General features: G+C 64.6%; 12 protein-coding genes. 8 read left to right on the top strand and 4 right to left on the bottom strand.

Going from position 1 to position 18545, the window contains the following annotated elements:
- The first annotated feature begins 437 nt into the window (after positions 1-437).
- Positions 438-1595, top strand: coding sequence for a porin (locus AWB70_RS10515; RefSeq protein WP_045459490.1), 1158 nt, complete (start codon positions 438-440; stop codon positions 1593-1595).
- Positions 1596-1667: 72 nt separating this feature from the next.
- Here the strand turns inward: AWB70_RS10515 and AWB70_RS10510 are convergent, their stop codons facing one another.
- Positions 1668-4034: an ATP-binding protein gene (locus tag AWB70_RS10510; protein ID WP_053571779.1), complete on the bottom strand. Its 2367-nt coding sequence runs from the start codon at positions 4032-4034 to the stop codon at positions 1668-1670.
- A 328-nt stretch (positions 4035-4362) separates the two neighbouring features.
- Between AWB70_RS10510 and AWB70_RS10505 the strand changes: the two genes are divergently transcribed.
- Complete coding sequence (locus AWB70_RS10505) at positions 4363-6114, top strand: ShlB/FhaC/HecB family hemolysin secretion/activation protein (RefSeq protein WP_167351019.1); 1752 nt, start codon at positions 4363-4365, stop codon at positions 6112-6114.
- A gap of 40 nt (positions 6115-6154) precedes the next feature.
- Here AWB70_RS10505 and AWB70_RS10500 read toward each other — a convergent pair whose 3' ends face one another.
- The 3 genes from AWB70_RS10500 to AWB70_RS10490 form a co-directional block, all read right to left on the bottom strand.
- Complete coding sequence (locus AWB70_RS10500) at positions 6155-8524, bottom strand: beta strand repeat-containing protein (protein WP_053571781.1); 2370 nt, start codon at positions 8522-8524, stop codon at positions 6155-6157.
- A gap of 290 nt (positions 8525-8814) precedes the next feature.
- Positions 8815-9183: a hypothetical protein gene (locus AWB70_RS10495; RefSeq protein ID WP_045461918.1), complete on the bottom strand. Its 369-nt coding sequence runs from the start codon at positions 9181-9183 to the stop codon at positions 8815-8817.
- A gap of 109 nt (positions 9184-9292) precedes the next feature.
- Positions 9293-10438, bottom strand: a complete 1146-nt coding sequence (locus tag AWB70_RS10490; protein WP_053571782.1) for a porin — start codon at positions 10436-10438, stop codon at positions 9293-9295.
- A 220-nt stretch (positions 10439-10658) separates the two neighbouring features.
- Between AWB70_RS10490 and aldA the strand changes: the two genes are divergently transcribed.
- The 6 genes from aldA to AWB70_RS10460 all read left to right on the top strand — a co-directional run bounded on the left by aldA (position 10659) and on the right by AWB70_RS10460 (position 18366).
- The gene (aldA, locus tag AWB70_RS10485; RefSeq protein ID WP_053571783.1) at positions 10659-12083 is read left to right on the top strand and encodes an aldehyde dehydrogenase; all 1425 of its coding nucleotides are present in this window, start codon (positions 10659-10661) and stop codon (positions 12081-12083) included.
- Between the two features lie 114 nt (positions 12084-12197).
- Positions 12198-13502, top strand: coding sequence for an MFS transporter (locus tag AWB70_RS10480; protein WP_053571784.1), 1305 nt, complete (start codon positions 12198-12200; stop codon positions 13500-13502).
- Entirely contained in the window at positions 13499-14716 is a 1218-nt protein-coding gene (locus tag AWB70_RS10475) for a mandelate racemase/muconate lactonizing enzyme family protein (RefSeq protein ID WP_053571785.1), read from the top strand. The genes AWB70_RS10480 and AWB70_RS10475 overlap by 4 nt, the downstream gene beginning before the upstream one ends.
- A 15-nt stretch (positions 14717-14731) precedes the next feature.
- Positions 14732-16390, top strand: coding sequence for a GMC family oxidoreductase (locus AWB70_RS10470; protein WP_053571786.1), 1659 nt, complete (start codon positions 14732-14734; stop codon positions 16388-16390).
- A 161-nt stretch (positions 16391-16551) separates the two neighbouring features.
- Positions 16552-17469 carry a LysR substrate-binding domain-containing protein gene (locus AWB70_RS10465; protein ID WP_014252964.1) on the top strand — a complete coding sequence of 306 codons (918 nt, stop codon included), beginning with the start codon at positions 16552-16554 and terminating at the stop codon, positions 17467-17469.
- 15 nt (positions 17470-17484) lie between these two features.
- Positions 17485-18366, top strand: coding sequence for a LysR substrate-binding domain-containing protein (locus AWB70_RS10460; RefSeq protein WP_014252965.1), 882 nt, complete (start codon positions 17485-17487; stop codon positions 18364-18366).
- Positions 18367-18545 lie beyond the last annotated feature (179 nt).

The following is an 18545-nucleotide window of genomic DNA, read 5'->3' as shown; positions in this document are numbered from 1 at the left end:
CCAATCGCAAAGAAAAGCCAATTCATTTCATGAAGGCGCGTTGAAACGGAGCGGTCTCCTCTCGCGAAACCGCTCCGTGTCCTCAGAATAACTTCTCGGAGTTCTGTTGACGGATGCAGCTTAACAACCGCATCGGCGGATATAAACCGCACGCGGCGCAATGGACTTATCCGCGATACGCACTAATGACGTCGCCCATGCGCAACAGGGTTCGGTGCATTGTTCACACGGAATTGCCGCTAAGCAGTTGAGCTTAAACGGATATGAAGCCCTCGGCGCACCGATTCGCGAAATCAGCAAATGATTATTGCGCGCGATGCGCAGCCAAATTCGCGCGCTCGTCGCATACAGTGTGTCCAGTTTCTCGCGGGAAGCGAAAGGCCAATGGCCCGCTGCACCCCGGAAGCTTTCGCATTAAACAGGACACTCAGAGAACCATGAAAAAAACTCTTCTCATCGCGGGCATTCTCGGCACGTTCGCAGCGGCGGCCCACGCGCAGAGCAGCGTCACGCTGTACGGCACGCTGGACGCAGGTCTCGTCTACACGAACAATTCCGGCGGCCATAACAACTGGCAGCAAGGCAGCGGCGCGCTTTCCGATACGTATTTCGGCCTGAAAGGCACGGAAGATCTGGGCGGCGGTTTGCACGCGCTTTTCAAGTTGGAGAGCGGCTTCAACCTGAATAACGGCCGTTACACCGAAAGCAATACGATGTTCAACCGCCAGGCTTATGTCGGCCTGCAACACGATCAATACGGCACGGTTACGCTCGGCCGTCAGTATGATTCGATGGTCGATTATCTCGCGCCGCTCTCGGAAGCGGGTTCGGGCTTCGGCAATAATATGGCCGGGCATCCGTTCGATAACGACAATCTCGATCATTCGTTCTCGATCAAGAACTCGGTCAAATATCAAAGCGCGAATTACGCGGGCTTCAAGTTCGGCGGCCTGTACGGCTTCTCGAACGACGCCGGCGAGTTTTCGAATAACCGCGCATGGAGCGCGGGCGCTTCGTACGGCAATGGTCCGCTGAATTTCGCGGCGGCTTATCTGCAGACGAATAATTCGCGCAACGGCACGAACGCAAATGGCGCGGTGTCGGCCGGACAGGGCAACAACGCCAATCTGACGGCCGAGTTGCAACGCACCTTCGGCGCGGGCGTGAACTACACGTACGGCCCGGCGCAAGTCGGCTTCGTGTGGACCAACACGCACTACGACCAGTTGCTCGCCGCGTCGCAAGGCGGCACGTCGATCGCGATTCCGGGCAACACGAACCTGCATCTGAACAACTTCGAGCTGAACGGCCGCTACGCGCTTACGCCGGCGCTCGCGCTCGACGCCGCCTACACGTACACGGACGGCAAGGTGACGGGCAGCAACGGCTCGGGCGATCCGAAGTGGCACACGGTTTCGCTGCAGGCCGACTACTCGCTCTCGAAGCGCACTGATGTCTATGTCGAAGGCGTGTATCAACACGCATCGGGCGACCTCGGCAATGCCGGCGCGAACGTTGCGATGATCAACACGCTGTCGCCGTCGTCGACGCAGAATCAGGTCGCCGCGACGGTGGGGCTGCGCCACCGCTTCTAAGCGCAGCGCTGCATCAGAAAGCCACGCGAAGGCAACATGAAACGGCCGCGATCGACGAGATCGCGGCCGTTTTTATTTCTTCTCCTGCTCCGCGCGCTTCAGAAGCTGTTCGATATCGTGCCCCGCGCCGCCCGTGCCCGCCGCGAGGCGCGCGAGCGCGGTCGCGGCGGTATCGCGCCTGACGCCGCTTTCGGGGCGGAACTGCTTCGGCAGCGCCATGTAGAAGGTCGCGCCGCGATCCGGCGTGCCTTCGGCCCACGCCTTGCCGCCATGCCGCTCGATGATGCGCCGCACGTTCGCGAGCCCGATGCCGGTGCCGTCGAACTGTTCGTTCACATGCAGCCGCTGAAACACGCCGAAGAGCTTGTCGACATACCGCATGTCGAAGCCGACGCCGTTGTCGCGCACCCGATACACGGCGTGCCCGACCAGCTCGCCCGTGCCGTCCTGCGCCGCGACCTCGATCTCCGGCTGCTCGCGCTGCGCGCTGAACTTCACCGCGTTGGAAATGATGTTCGCGAACGCGACGTGCAGAAAGACGTGGTCGGCTTCGATCGGCGGCAGCGCCTCCACCGTCCAGCGCACGCGCGACGACGCCTGTTCGTCGATATCGTTCTGGATGACCGTGCGCACGAGCGCGTGCACATCGACCTTGTGCGGACGCAGCGCCGCGCGGCCGAGTTGCGCGAACGACAGCAGATCGTCGACGAGACGGCCGCCGAAACGCGCCGACGTGACGATCCGGTCCAGATACCCGCGCCCGCGCTCGGAGAGCTTCTCGCCGTCCATCTGCTTCAACAGATCCGCGAAGCTCACGATGTGCCGCAACGGCGCGCGCAAATCATGGGACACCGTGTACGAAAAACCTTCGAGCTCGTGATTCGCGCGTCCGAGTTCGGTCGCGAGCTGCGCGATTTCCTCCGCGCGCCGCAGCACGATGCCGAGCACCGCCGCGCGAAATTCAAGCGCGATCTCGCGTTCCGCGGCACGCCACGGCAGCGAGCGGTCGCGCACGACATCGGTCCAGGTATCGAAGCTCTCGCGCGGCGAAAGCGAAGCGGCGAGACTGGTGAGCTTGGCGCGCGGATCGCCGGCCCATTCGATCGTCTGCACGACTTCGCGGCGAAACCAGATCACGTAGTTGCGGTAGATCTTCGAGATCGACACCGCGAGAAAGCCGGCCACGTCCGGCGAGCCGGCGAGCGCGGCGCAATCCCGCGACGCGCAATCGGACAGCACGACGTCTTCGCTCTGATCGTCGAGCCAGTCGACGAGCGCGGTGACGCCATGCTCGCCCGGCGTCACGCCGACGAGCGACGTGCGGCCTTCGAAGATCACCGCCGCGCCCGACGAGCGGGTGAAGCCGAGCAGATCGGCGGCGTCGCCGACGAGTGCTTCGACGAAGCTGTCGGTGTTCGCCATCGACGAAAGCAGCTTCGACAGCATGCGGCGCAGTTCGAGCCGGTAATGCGCTTCGTTTTGCGTCTCGCGCGCCTCGATCTGCAGCGACACGATCTGCGCGACATGCTCGCACGCGGTGCGCACTTCGAACGGCGGCAGGCGCGGCGTCGCGTGATGGCAGGAAATCAGGCCCCATAGCTTGTCGTCGACGATGATCGACATCGACATGGACGCGAGCGTGCCCATGTTGCGCATGTATTGCAGATGCACGGACGAGACGCTGCGCAGCGACGCGTGGGTGAGATCGGTCGGGCGGCCGGTCGCCGGATGCAGCGCGGGCACGAGCGGCGCGGCTTCGTAGTTCGCGTTCGAAATGAGGCGGATGCGGTTGCGGCGATACAGCTCGCGCGCCTGCGCCGGAATGTCGGAGGCCGGAAAGTGCTGATTCAGATACGACGGATAACCCGGCTCGACGCTTTCAGCGAGCACGTTGCCGTGACCTTCGTCATCGAACTGATAGACCAGCGTGCGGCCGAAGCCCGCGATGCGCGAGATCTCCGTCGCGGCGAACTGGCACAGCTGCTCGACCGTGCGCATGGATTGCACGTCGGTGACGAAGGAGCGCATGAGCGGATACATGGTCGAGAAGACGTCGGCCGTGTCCTGCGCAGGCTCGACTTCGACGAACAGCAGGCCGTCATGCCGATGCACGACGATCGCGACCGGACCGCGCGGCGTCCATCCGTCGAGCACGACATTGCCGACGTGGATCGTCGCGCCGTCGCGCGAGAGTTGCTTGAGGCCCGCGCTCGCGCGTTCGGCGGCCTGCTGGCCGAGCACCGAGGACAGCGCGCGGCCGAGGCACGCATCGGCTTCGATATGCGCGAACTGCGCGACGTTCGCGCTCGTCTGCGTGATGTAACAGTGCGCGTCCACGCTGAAGAGCACGCCGTGAGGCTGAATGCCGCCGGGAATGTGAATCGGCTCGCGCGCGCATTGCGCGCTGGCGGACGCATCGGGCGTCGCGGTGTCGGTCATGTCTGCGCCGGTTGAGGATTTGTCCATCATGGTCCTGACAATGCGGGGTCGGCCGTGCATCAAGCCGATCAACTTCGAATCATAGATGGGTTGAGCGCTCCGCAGATAGGCTCGCGGCATGTCGTAATACGCGTGGCGCGAGCGAGCGGTTATTCCTACTGGCTCGCGCGGCATGCCGGGTCATTTCTACGCGCGATGGCGCGCAGCTAACAAGCTTGCCGCATGAGTCGTTCCGCGCCGCGCGACGCGCTGATACCATGCGAAGCCCGACCACGCGAGACAACGCCGGAGCCGACATGATTCATGTTCGCCGCGCGCGCCGCTTCGATTGACGCGCGCCCGACTCGCCGCAACGCTTTTGTCCGCGCTCGTCTGCGTCGTTCATGCAGGCGAGGCCGCCGCGCAGTCGTATCGCGATGTCGCGCCGCTCGCGCCGCCCGCCGCCGCGAGGCCACGCGCAGCGCCATCGCCGCCCGAGCCGGGCGACGGATCGCACGATATCGCGATCCGCGATCTGCGCGGCATCGCTTTCGTGCGTGCCGACGCCGCTTCACCGATGCAGTCGGGCGCGAACGGCGCGATCACATCGAGCGGCGTTCCCTTGCTCACGCCCGAGTTTCTCGACGGCTTCTCGAACGATCTCCACAAGCCGTTGACCTTCGCGCGTCTCGCCGAGATTCGCCGCGCGGTCGTGAAGCGCTATCGCGATGCGGGCCAGCCGCTCGTCGATGTCTACGTCCCCGAGCAGGACGTGAGCAACGGCGTCGTGAAGATCGCGATTGCGGAGTTTCGCGCGGGGCGCGTGACGCCCAAAGGCAATCGCTATTTCTCCGATGCGCTGCTCATGCGCGAGATGCCGCTCGCGCCCGGCGAGCCGATCCGCGAAGCCGATGTCGCCGCGGGCCTAGCGCTGCTCAATGCGAATCCGTACCGGCGTGTGGATGTGGTCTACGCGCCCGGCGTCGCCGCCAATACGACCGATGTCGTGCTGCAAACCGAAGACCGCTTTCCGTTTCGCCTCTACGGCGGCTATAACAACGACGGCGTGCGCGATCTCGGCCGCGATCGCATTCTCGCGGGATTCGACTACGGCAACCTGTTCGGCATCGATGCGCGCATCGGCTATCAGATGACCGCGAGTAACGATCTGCTGAGCGGCAATCCGGATATCGAAGGGCGGCCGGATCGTCCGCGCTATATCGCGCATGCATTCAACGTGGTCGCGCCGCTGCCGTGGCTGGATCGCGTCGAACTGTTCGGTGTGTTCGCGCAAAGCACGCCGCGTCTGCCGGACAGTTATGGACAGACGGGCCTGAGTGCGCAGCTCAGCTTTCGCTACGACTGGCGCTTGCCGCCGCTCGACAACGCCGGCGCGTGGCAGCAGCAGGTGCAGATCGGCTACGACTTCAAGCGCTCGAACAACGACCTGGAGTTCGGCGGCTTTCAGGTGTTCAATGCGAACACGCATATCCATCAGTTCGTCTTCGCCTACGACCTGCTGCGCAGCGATGCATCGGGCGACACGCATCTGAATGCCGCGCTCTTTGTGAGTCCCGGCTATTTCGACAGCAGCAGCAACGACGCCGCCTACGATGCGGCGCGGCTCGGCGCGAAGCCGCGTTATCAGTACATGCAACTGTCGGCGCAGCGCGACATGCCGCTCGGCAAGTCGGGCTTTTCGGTGTCGGCGCGCGGGCTTCTACAGTGGACCGGAAGCACGCTCTTGCCGAGCGAGGAACTCGGGCTGGGCGGCGATGCCACCGTGCGCGGCTACGAGCCCTACACCGCGCAGGGCGATCGCGGATGGAACGTGCAGACGGAGTTGCGCGCCCCGGCGATTTCGGCGGGCATCGCGGCGATGCAGCCGTTCGTGTTCTTCGATGCGGGGCACGTCTGGAATCGGATCCCCGAATTCGGCGAGCCGAACAATGCTTCGCTGGCGGGTATCGGGGCGGGGATTCGCGTGCAGGTGGGGCGCTTCGTGAGCTTTCGCGGAACGTATGGGTTTCCGTTGAAGGCGGCGGTGCCGAATGGATCGAAGGCGCCGGTGGGGGAGGTGTTTTTGGTGATCGGGAGCTAACACGCGGGACAGCGCGCATCGCGCCATCCCGCGAACCACCTCAAGGCTGCGCCTGCTGCCACTGCAATACCGGATGCGTCGCGCCGGCCGGCATCGCCCAGACGCCGCCCGCCGGAATATTCCAGTCGAGGTAATTCGACACGTTGCTCATCTGCGCCGTCGTCAGCCCGTTCGAATCGGGCGGCACCGTGCCCGAGTTCGATCCCGCCGCGCTCGTCCGAATCGTCGTCTCCTTGTTCCAGTAGACGTTGTTGTGAATCGCGCCCTGGTTGTACGCCGCGATGCCGCCGTAAGCATCGCCCGGCGGCCCGCCGCCGCCGACCTGCCCGACCGCGAACGATTCGTTGATGACGCCCGTCGTGCCGTTCTCGTACACGAGCCCGCCGCCGCCGAAGCCGCCGACGCCGCCCGTCGCGTACGACTGCGTGATGAGCCCCGCGTTGAACGCGACGAGTCCCGCCGTCTCGCCGTGCGAGCCGGCGAAGGTCGTGCCGGTCGCATACGACTGCGCGACGGTGCCGTTGTTCGTGCCCACGAGCCCGCCCGCCGGCGTCTGATAGCCGACGTCCGCCGTGCTCGACGAGCGCTCGATCGTCCCGTTGTTCACGCCGACGAGCCCGCCCGCGCCGCGTCCGCCGAAGCCGTTCTGACTGACCGCGCCCGTGGTATTGACGTAGGTGACGAGACCGTCGTTCTGCCCGGCGAGCAAGCCGAGCCCGCCCGACGAATAGCCGCTCACGCTCGCGTTCGTGAGATTCAGGTTGCGTACGACGCCGCTCGCGCCGATCACGCCGAACATGCCGTAATAGTCGTCGTTGGCATTCGAGATCGACGCGAGCTTGTCGATGGTGTGACCGAAGCCGTCGAACTGGCCGGTAAACGGCGTGGACGTCGCCCCGATCGCGGTGAAGTAGTTCGGATAGCTCGTCGCGCTCGCATCGATATCCTTGCCGAGCGCATAGCTGCCCGCGAGGTCTTGCGACACCTTTTGCAGATCGCCGAGATTGTTCACGAGCTTGTACGCGCTCGCCTGCGCGACGACCCCGCTATACGGCGCGGCGGTCCATCCGCTGTTCGTGAGCACGGTGCCCGGTGCGTACGTGCCGTTCATGTCGTAGAGCGCGCTAACGATGCCGCCGCTCTTGGACCAGTCGATCGTGCCGCCATTGGTCACGCCGCCGCCGTTGTCGATGCCGCCCGCATCCGCGCGCAGCGTGAGATTGCCGTTGCCGGTGTTGCCGATCGTCGCGCCGGGAGCGATCGTCACGCTATGCGCCGCGCCGAGCGTCAGCGATCCGTTGCCGCTCCATTGCACGTTGCCGTTCACGGCGAGATCGCCGCTCGCCGTTTCGACATCGACCGAGGTGCCGTTCGTCAGGCTGCGCGCGAGTGAAGCGCCGCTCGTCTGATCGACGGTGAACGCCGGCGCGCCGAGCTTCCAGGTGCGCGCCTGGACGTTCGCGCCCGCGATATCGAGCGTGTTGCCGGTCGTCTCGACCGTGCCGCCGCTGCCGTCCGCGTTGGCCGCGGCGATCGCGCCGTTCGCGTGCACGTTGCCCTGGTCGGCGACGAGCCACACATGGCCGTCGCGCGTCGCCGTGCCGGTCGCCCGGATCGCGGCGCTGTTGCCCGCGAGCGCGTAGACGTTGCCGTCGGCGGCTTGCAGGTTCGCCTGCGCCGCCGCGATCGCGCCGCCGTTCATGGCCGTGCCGCCGCTGCCCGCCTGCACGAAGACCTGCTGCCCGCCCGACGCGTCCTGCAGCAACACCTGATTGCCCGCCGCGATCTCGACCGTGCCCTGCGGCGCGCTGATGCTGCCGCCGTTCACCGCCGCCGTGCGCGACACGAGAAACACGTCGCCGCCGCTCGAACCGATCTTGCCGAGATTGATGACCATGCCGTCGCCACCGCCCGAGAGCGTGAGCGGGCCGCCTTGCATGAACGCGTCGTTGCCGATGTCGAGCGCCGACGCGACGAAGCGCCCGCCCGTCGCGACGACGCCGCCCGGGCCCACCAGCACGCCCTGCGGATTGACGAGATAGACGCTGCCCGTCGCGTTGAGCTGGCCGAGGATCACCGAAGCGTCGCCGCCCGTCACGCGATTGAGCGTCGCGCCGTTGCCGTTGTTGAACGTCACCTGCCGTCCGCCGCCGATCGAAAAGCTGTTCCAGTCGATGACGCCGCGCGATGTCGTCTGATTGATCGTCAGCGACGCGCCGCCGCCCGCGATCGCGCCGCTGCCCGCGACGAACTGGCCGCCGGCCGGCAATGGCGGCGCGGCCTCGGCGATGCCGGCGAGCGTCGCGCACGACATTCCCGCAAGGAGCGGCACGAGCATCGCGAGCGGTCGCAGGCGGGCGCGGCGACGAATACGGTTTGTGGAAAGAAGCGGACGAATGCTGCGCTGCATGGCTGCCTCCGTTCAATCGGGCGTTTTTGTTCGTTTATGGTCGTTTTGGCCGCTGACGGTGTAGCCGCTTTTCGCCCCGGCGATTCGATCACGGGAGCGCGAACATCGACGTGCGAGCAGGCGCGCCGATGGTAGCGCCCGGCGTTGCGCGCCTATGTGGGGTTCCGCACATTCGTGCGGCTCAAAAAAATGGGGCTGCGCGCACGCGAGACGCGCCGGGGCACGTGTGCGGCGCGGCATGGAAATTGAGCGCCGCCGGGCGCAACTATGAAGGGAGATTGAAAGTGCTTCTAGTGCGAAGGCTTGCGCCGGCTCGTCAGTTCGATCCAGCATTCGTGATAGATGCGCTGCACGAGCGCGCTCTCGTAGTCGAGATCTTCGCCTTCGAGAATGCGCTCGATGTCGCCGCGCGAGGCGTCGGCGTCGAGCGTCGTGGCAAAGCGCATGGCGAGCGACTGCGCGGCCGCCGAAAGCCGCGCGGTTTCGATCCACTCTGCCGCGCGATGATGCCGGTCGAGCCAGCGATGCGCCGCGCGCACCTGAAACGACGTATCGGGCCAGTCGCCTTCGATGTAGTACGCGCCGAGCAATCCGCACGTGAGCCAGCACAGCAGATGAACCCGGTCATCGGGCCCCAGGGGATAGCGCACTTGGCTCATGATGGCGGCATCGAAATGACGCATCGACGATAGCACGCTGTGCGCGCCCGCGGCATGCGGCGCGCGTATGGTCCGGCGCGGCCGCCATGCAGGCTTCGTGCGAAAGACGTCAGAACGCGTGCCGCAGCGCCACGCGTGCGACGAACTGCTCCGAGTTCGACGACAACCCCTGCGTGCCCGGAATGAACGCCTGATCCATGACGGAATCCGTCGAACTGCCCGCGATCTTCTGATACGCGCCCTGCACGTAAATGTCCGTGCGCTTCGAGAGGAAGTAGTCCGCCATCAGACCCGCCGAATGAATGTGCGGCTTCACGGTGCCGGCCGTCGAATCGTAGGTTTCCATCGAGTAGACATACTGCGCGCCGACGAAGAACGCCGGCGTGAACTGATACTTCCCGTTCACTTCGAAGTTCTGATACTTGAGGTTCCTGAGCGTGTTGCCGGCCGACGCGAGCGGCACACCGATATATCCGTTCGTCACCGGATTCGCATAGCTCGAATTCGTATAGGCGAAGCCCGCCGTCGCCTTGCCGAACGTGTAATTCACGCCCGCGCCGAAGATCTGCATGCGCTGCGCGATGAAGCTCGCATCGTTCGTGGCGATGGCGCCGTTCGCCGTGAGGCCGGTGCCGTCGGCGCGCAGATAGGCCGCGCCCGCGAGCAGGCCGCCGTTCGCATACGACGCCCCGACGCTGAATTGCCGGTTGTTCGCGAAGTTCGTGTCGTTGCTGAAGCTGTACGTGCCGCCGAACTGGAATCCGCCGAAGGACGGGCTCGCGTACTTCACCGTGTTGTTCACGCGGAACGAGTTGTCGGTGTTGTCGTTGTCGAACGGATGCGCGAACAGATAGCCCGCCCAGTTGCCGTTGGCCGTGGTCGGCGCGAGATAGTCGACCACCGAATCGTATTGACGGCCGAACCTGACCGAGCCGAACCGGTCATTGGTCACGCCGATATAAGCCTGCCGCCCGAACATGCGTCCGCCTTGCCCGGCCGCGCCGTTGCTCAGGTTCACGCCGCTTTCGAGCTGAAACACCGCTTGCGTGCCGCCGCCCAGATCCTCCACGCCGCGCAAACCCCAGCGGCTGCCCGACGCATAACCGCTCGTCAGTTCATACGCGCGATTTCCGCCGACGTTGCTCGTGTAGTCGAACCCCTCGTCGAGCACGCCGAACAGCGTGACGCTGCTTTGCGCATGAGCCGACGATGCGATGCACGCGAGCGCGGCAAGCGAAATTGCTTTGATTCTCATGTAAGTCTCAAGTCTTTTACTTTTGGATGAAGAAGTCCCGGCAGACGTTCGCCGGAACCGCGAGCGACCGATTGTGAGCGATGCGAACGACCCTGAAAAAGGATTTAGTCGAACAGCCATCGTGAGTTTTTTGAATGTTCTTCCAGCGAATTCTTCGCTTGTCGTTGCAGCGCGACGCACGAAAGAATGCGTTGCACAGCGATCAAGGAACCCGCCAGACATGAAGCTAGAACGGAATTTTGTGAACGGACGTTTCATCGAGCCCGTGAGCGACGAAGTCACCGCCATCCTGAATCCCGCGACCGAGGCGTTGCTGGGCCATGTTCACAACGCATCGCGTGAACAGGCGCTTACGGCCGTCGATCAGGCCGCCGCCGCGCAACGCCTGTGGCGCGTGACGCCGGCCGCCGAACGCGGCGCGCATATGCAGCGTCTCGCCGATGCGATCGCCGAAGCCTCCGCCGAGATCGGCGCGGCGCTCGCGCTGGAATCCGGCAAGAGCCTGCTCGACGCGACCAACGAGGCCGTCTACGCGGCGCAGATCACGCGCTATCACGCGGAATGGGCGCGGCGCATCGAAGGCGAAGTCATTCCGAGCGATACGACTGATGAGAACCTCGTGCTGCATCGCGAACCGATCGGCGTGGTTGCGTGCCTGATCCCGTTCAACTTCCCGATCTACACGCTCATGCGCAAGATCGCGCCTGCGCTGATCGCGGGCAACACGGTCGTCGTGCGCCCGAGCAACAACACGCCGCTGTCCGCCTTCGAACTGGCGCGCGCGGTCGAGCGCGCGGCGCTGCCCGCGGGCGTCGTCAATATTCTCGCGATGGATCACGCCACCGCCGAAGTCGTCTGCACGCATCCGAAGGTCGGCATGATCACGTTGACGGGCAGCGTGAACGCGGGCCGCAAGGTGCTCGAATACTGCAAGGCGAACATCGCGAAGCCTTCGCTGGAACTCGGCGGCAAGACGCCCGCGATTGTCGAGCCGGATGCCGATCTGGAGAAGGCGGCGCGCGAGCTCGTCGCGTCGAAGCTCACGCACAGCGGCCAGCTCTGCACGGCTATCGAGCGCGTGTACGTGCACGAGAGCATTCATGACGCGTTCGTCGGCCTGCTGCGCGCGCAGATGCAAGCGAAGCGGATCGGCGACCGCAGCGAAGACGCGAGCCACATGGGCCCGCTCGTGAACAAGGCGTCGCGCGACGGCATTCACGCGATGGTCCGCCGCGCGATCGAAGCGGGCGCGACGCTCGAAACCGGCGGCGAAGTGCCGGCGGGCAAGGGCTTTTTCTATCCGCCGACGCTGCTTTCGAACTGCCGCCAGGACATGGAGATCGTGCAGGAAGAAACCTTCGGTCCCGTGCTTGCGGTGCTGAAGTACGGCACGATCGACGAAGCGCTCGCGATGGCGAACGATCATCAGTTCGGGCTTTCGTCGGTGCTCTACACCGAGAACTACCGCACGGCGATGAAAGTCGCCAACGCGATCGAAGCGGGCGAGCTCTACATCAACCGCACGCCCGCCGATCCGTATCAGGGCTTTCATGCGGGCTGGAAGCGCTCCGGCATCGGCGGCGACGACGGCAAGCACGGCATGCTCGAATTCACGCAAACGCGTCTCGTCGTCATGAAGTACTGATTCTCGCGGCCGGCGTTCGCCGGTCCGCGCTCAATTCACCCAACAAAAAACATAGTGAAGATCCGGCGTCACGGCATCGACGTGTCGTGACGCGGCTCTTCGAGGAGCACATCCGTGTCATCGAATCCCGCTCAATCCGGCGCGAGCGTCGCCGCACCGCGCGAAAGCTCGCGCGCCGACCGCTATATCCAGCTCGCGCTGCTCGTGATCGCCGCTGGCGCCATTTATCCGATTCTGTATCTGCGGCAGGTCTACCAGCCGACGATGCTCGAAGTCTTTCATATCTCCGAGGCGCAACTCGGCTATCTGTACTCCGCGCTCGGCACGATCTTCCTCGTCTGTTATCTGCCGAGCGGCTGGCTCGCGGACCGCGTCAGGCCGCGCGTGCTCATCAGCTTTTCGCTGATCGCGACGGGCGCGCTCGGGCTGTGGTATTCCACGGCGCCTTCGTTCGGCGCGCTGATCGCGATCTTCGGCGGCTGGGGCCTGACGACCGGCCTCACGTTCTGGGCCGCGATCATCAAGCGCGTGTCGATGATCGCCGGCGCCGACGAGCAAGGCCGCTTCTTCGGCTTTCTCGACGGCGGGCGCGGCCTGATCGAGGCGCTCCTCGCGACCATCGCGATTTCGCTCTTCGCGTGGATGACGCAGACGCGCGGCGCATCGACCGAAGCGGGCTTCAGGCTCGTCGTCTATATGTACGCGTTCCTGTGCATCGGGCTCGGCGTGGTGCTCGGTCTCGTGCGCGATCCGAACGGCGGCGCGGCCGCGACGGCGGTGAAGCGCGAAAAGCGCAACGTGCTGCGCGATCTCTATTCGCTTGCGAAGAATCCGCAACTCGCGCTGCTGTCCGCGATCGTGTTCTGCGGCTATCAGGTCTTCTGGTCCACGTACAGCTTCTCCGCATATCTGCATGAAAAGGAAATCGGCCTGACGGTGGTCGCGGCGGGCTTCATCACGACGCTCAAGCTGTGGATGCGGCCGATCGGCGGCATCGGCGGCGGCTTTCTCGGCGATCGCTTTTCCAAGACTTCCGTGCTGATCGTCGCGCTGTTCTCGGCGTCCGCCGCGCTCATCGCGCTGATGGCAGCGCCCGGCATGTCGAGTCATGCGCTCGTCGCGGTCATCGTCCTGTTCATCGGCGTGATGACCTACGCGATTCGCGGCCTCTACTGGTCGCTGCTCGATCAATGCAAGGTGCCCGCCGAAACGATGGGTCTCGCGATCGGCCTCGTGTCCGTCGTCGGCTATTCGCCCGATGCGGTGCTGCCGCTCATCAACGGCTATCTGACGCAGAACTATCCGGGTGTCTACGGTTATCAGCTGTACTTCGGCTATATCGCCTTCATGTCCGCGCTCGGCGGCGTGGCGGCCATCTTGTTCAAACTTCGACTCGCGAAACAGGGAGCGCAACAATGAAAATCGCCACACTGGAAACGCATATCGTCGCCGTGCCGCCGCCTCATATCGGCGGCATGTACTGGATCTTCGTCAAGCTGCGCACGGCGTGCGGCATCGAAGGCGTCGGTGAGATCTATTCCGCGACGTTCCATCCGAAGGCGATGGTGCCGATCATCGAAGACGTCTTTCAACGTTATCTGGAAGGCCACGATCCGCATCGCGTCGAACGCTTCTATCGCGAGGCGTATTCGAGCGGCTTCACGCAGCGCCCCGATCTCACGATGATGGGCGTCGTGAGCGGCCTCGAAATGGCGTGCTGGGACATCATCGGCAAGGCGGCGGGCAAGCCCGTCTACGAACTGCTCGGCGGGCGCGTGCATGAGCGCCTGCGTTCGTACACGTATCTGTATCCGAAGAACAGCCGCGGCGAATACGACTACGACGATCCCGATCTCGCCGCCGAATGCGCCGCGCATAACGTGGCGAAGGGTTTCACCGCCGTCAAGTTCGATCCGGCGGGGCCGTACACCGCCTACTCGGGCCATCAGCTTTCGCTCGACGTGATGGACCGCTGCGAAACCTTCTGCCGCAAGGTGCGCGAGGCCGTGGGCAGCAAGGCCGATCTGCTGTTCGGCACGCACGGCCAGATGGTGCCGTCATCCGCGATCCGTCTCGCGCAGCGCCTCGCGAAGTTCGATCCGCTGTGGTTCGAGGAGCCGGTGCCGCCGGGCCAGGAAGGTGCGATGGCGCAAGTCGCCGCGAAGACCAGCATTCCGATCGCGGCGGGCGAGCGCCTCACGACGAAGTACGAGTTCTTCAAGCTGCTCGAAGCGAAAGCCGCATCGATCCTGCAATTCAATGTCGGGCGCGTGGGCGGTCTGCTCGAAGCGAAGAAGATCGCGAGCCTCGCCGAGGTCTATTACGCGCAGATCGCGCCGCATCTTTACAACGGTCCCGTCGGGGCGGCCGCGAGCATTCAGATCGCCGCATGTACGCCGAACTTTCTGATTCAGGAAAGCATCGAGACGTGGGGCGGCTTCCACGCCGAAGTGCTGAAGAAGCCGATCCGCTGGGAAGACGGCTACATCATTCCGTCGACGGAGCCGGGGCTCGGCGTCGAACTGAACATGGACGTCGTGCGCGCGCATACGCCGTACACGGGCGAACGGCTGCATCTGCAGATGGCGGCGCAACCCGCCGACGTGAAGGATCTCGCGCCCGCCAAGGGCTAATCAGGCATGAAAGACATGGAATTCGACTACATCATCGTCGGCGCGGGATCGGCGGGCTGCATTCTCGCCAATCGCCTGACGGAGTCCGGCGAGCATTCGGTGCTGCTGCTCGAAGCGGGCGGCGCGGACGATTCGTTCTGGTTCAGGGTGCCGGTCGGCTTCACGAAGACCTACTACAACCCGCAATACAACTGGATGTACTACAGCGAGCCGGAAGCGCAACTGCAGAACCGTTCGCTGTATTGCCCGCGCGGCAAGGTGCAGGGCGGCTCCGGCTCGATCAACGCGATGATCTACGTGCGCGGCCAGCCGCACGATTTCGACGACTGGGCGCGCGCGGGCAACGCGGGCTGGAGCTATCGCGACGTGCTGCCGTATTTCCGCCTCCTCGAATCGCACTGGGCCGGCGACACCGAATATCACGGCGCGCACGGAAAGATCGCCATTTCGTCGATGAAAGACGGCGCGCATCCGATCTGCGGCACCTTCCTGGAAGGCGCGCGGCAGGCGGGCTATCCCGTGACCGGCGATATCAACGGCGCGGACTACGAAGGCGCGACCGTCTACGATCTCAATGCGCGCAAGGGCGAGCGTTCGTCGAGCAGCTTCGAATATCTGCATCCCGTGCTCGGGCGCATGAACCTGCGCGTGGAGCGCAACGTGAGCGTGAGCCGTGTGATGTTCGACGGCAAGCGCGCGACGGGCGTGGCCGCGACGCGCAACGGCGAGGCACTGCGGTTTCGCGCGAAGCGTGAAGTGATTCTGTCGGCGGGCGCGGTCGATTCGCCGAAGCTGATGCAGCTTTCCGGCCTCGGCGAGCGCGCGCTGCTCGCGAAGCACGGCATTCCCGTCGTGCATGAACTGCCCGCGGTCGGCAAGAATTTGCAGGATCATCTGTGCGTGAGCTTTTACTATCGCGCGACGGTGAAGACGCTGAACGACGAACTCGGCTCGCTTTTCGGCAAGGCGAAGGCCGCGCTGCGTTATCTGACGTCGCGCAAAGGGCCGCTCTCGATGAGCGTCAATCAGTCGGGCGGCTTCTTCAAGGGCGATGACGACGAGGCGGAACCGAACCTCCAGCTTTACTTCAATCCGCTGTCGTATCGCATTCCGAAGAGCAGCAAGGCGCAGCTCGAACCCGAGCCGTATTCCGGTTTCCTGCTGTGCTTCAATCCGTGCCGGCCGACGAGCCGCGGCTCGGTCGAGATCGCATCGGACCGCGTCGAGGATGCCGCGAAGATCCGCATCAACGCGCTGACGACGCCGAAGGACATCCGCGAGGCGGTGCAGGGCAGCAAGCTCGTGCGCAAGATCATGAATTCGAAGGCGCTGCGCGCGGTCACCGCGGAGGAAATCTCGCCGGGGCCGAACGTGCAAAGCGATGCCGACATGCTGGCGTATTTCCGCGAGCAGTCGGGTTCGATCTACCACCTGTGCGGCTCCTGCGCGATGGGGCCGGACGCGGCCACCGCGGTCGTCGACGAACGGCTGCGCGTGCACGGCGTGCAGGGCTTGCGGATCGTGGACGCGTCGGTCTTCCCGAACATCACGTCGGGCAATCTGAATGCGCCGGTGATGATGGTCGCCGAGAAAGGCGCGGACATGATCCTCGACGACGCGCGCGCGACCGTTGCCCGGATTCCCGAGCCGGCGGAGTCCGCCGCGATCGGTTGATGCGCGCGGGGCGTGAGCGCGTCGCTACGCTTTCACGCCCCGAAGCGGCATAATTTGCCTCGATTCGTAAAATGCTGCCTGAGAGCGGCATGGTCCGGCGTCGACGCGTGCTAAAAGCGCGCCTCGAACGCGAGGAAAGGGAGACCGACTTGAAGCGAAAGATGCCCGCCCTGAACGCGCTGAGGGCCTTCGAGGTGGCCGGACACACCGGCAGCTTCACGCGCGCGGCCGAAATGCTGCATGTCACGCAAAGCGCGGTGAGCCGTCAGGTGCGTCAGCTCGAAACGCAGCTCGGCGAGCCGCTTCTTTTGCGTCGGCATCATCATCTCGAACTCTCGGCGACGGGGCGGCTTCTGCTGCAGGCGCTGAAAATGTCGTTCGACCGCATCGAACTGACCGTGCGCAGCATTCAGGAGAAGACGCATCTGAAGCGTTTGCGCATCAACGCGCCGCCTACCTTTTCCAGCCGCTGGCTGATGCCGCGGCTGCAATCCTTGCGCACCGCCGCGCCCGAGCTCGAAATCACGCTGACCACGCGTCTCAGGGACGATCTCGTCGAATCGGGCGCGCTCGATTGCGCGATCCGCTTCGGCAACGGCGAGTGGGACAGCCTCGATAATCAATTGCTGATGAACGAGCGGCATATCGCGGTGTGCTCGCCAGCGCTGATCGGCGAGCGCGATACCTCGGACATCGACCTGAACGCGTTCACCCTGCTGCATGTGCTCGCGGCCAGCGATCAGCGTTATCTCACCTGGCAGCACTGGCTCAAGGCCGCGAATATCGGCGGTGTCGATACGCGCGGCGGCTACGAGTTCGACCTGCTCGATCACGCGATCCGCGCGGCCGTCGACGGGCTGGGCGTCACCATCGCGGATCGTCACATGATCGCGCACGAATTGCGGCAGGGCACGCTCGTGCCGATCGTCGATGTGGAGGTGGACGGGCATCAGTCGTACTGGCTCGTCACGCGCACCGGCCAGGACGATTCGCCTCAGGTCGCGCTGTTTCGCGAGTGGCTGCGCGCGGAGATCGAAAAGCAGACGCGCGGGCGTGGCGGAAAGCCTGCGCGGGCCTGAGCGGGAGAGACGATCATGCGCCGGCTGCCATCCCTGACCGCATTGCGCTTTTTCGAAGAGAGCGCGCGCCATATGAGCTTCAACAAGTCCGCCGCGGCGCTGTGCGTGACGCCCGGCGCGGTGAGCCGCCAGATTCGCCTGCTCGAAGAGGCGCTCGGCACGAAGCTGTTCGATCGCGATCACAAGGGCATACGTCTTACGAAGCAGGGCGCGGAGCTGCTCGCGTGTTTGTCCGATGCGTTCGATTCGATCGAGCGCGTGACGCGTTCGCTGTCGACTGCGCAACGCGGCGAGCGCCGGCGTCTGACCGTGAGCGCGCCGCCGACCTTCGCGACGCGCTGGCTTTCGCCACGCCTCGGCTCGCTGATGGACGCGGTGCCCGACATCGATCTTTCCGTGCGCACCGATGCCATCGACGAACGTCAATGCAGCATTCGCTTCGGCTACGAGGCGCGGGCGGATCACCGGTCGGAGTTGCTGTTCATCGAGCGGCACGTGCTTGCCGGCGCGATGAAGTTCGCGGGGCAGCCCGTCGAGGCGCTATTGCAGCGGCTTCCCGCGCTGCACGTGCTGCATAACGATGCGCGGCTCACGCTGTGGCCCAACTGGCTCGACGCGGCGGGACTGCCGCGCGCGTACGGCGAGAACGGCATCGAGTTCTCGACGCTCGATCAGGCGATTCACGCGGCGCGCGCGGGTTCGGGGCTGGCGGTGGTGGACCGGAACATGATCGCCGACGAGTTGCACGAGGGTTCGCTCGTGCTGTTGTCGCCGGTGGAATCGACGGGGCCGTATGGGTACTGGCTGGATATCGCGCCTGCGGAGGCGAGCTCGGATAGTGTGCAGGCGTTTGCGGAGTGGTTGCGTGGCGAGGGGGCGAAGGCTGCGCAGGCGTAGGGGTGCTGGGAAAACCTGACCACATCAGCCTCCAAGTAACGAACTTACGAATCTCCTCCGAAGAAAATCGGATATGGGCGATGCGGCCACGTAACTGAGGAACTCATCGCCTCAAGTATTCTCTGAAGCCAAGCAGTCCCGGTTTTGATCGGATCGCATCGTTTGGCGGTCAGGCGGAT

This window comes from Caballeronia cordobensis (assembly GCF_001544575.2).
Lineage (GTDB): Bacteria > Pseudomonadota > Gammaproteobacteria > Burkholderiales > Burkholderiaceae > Caballeronia > Caballeronia cordobensis.
Note: the sequence above shows the minus strand (reverse complement) of the source record. Positions and strands in the feature narration are given on the sequence as shown.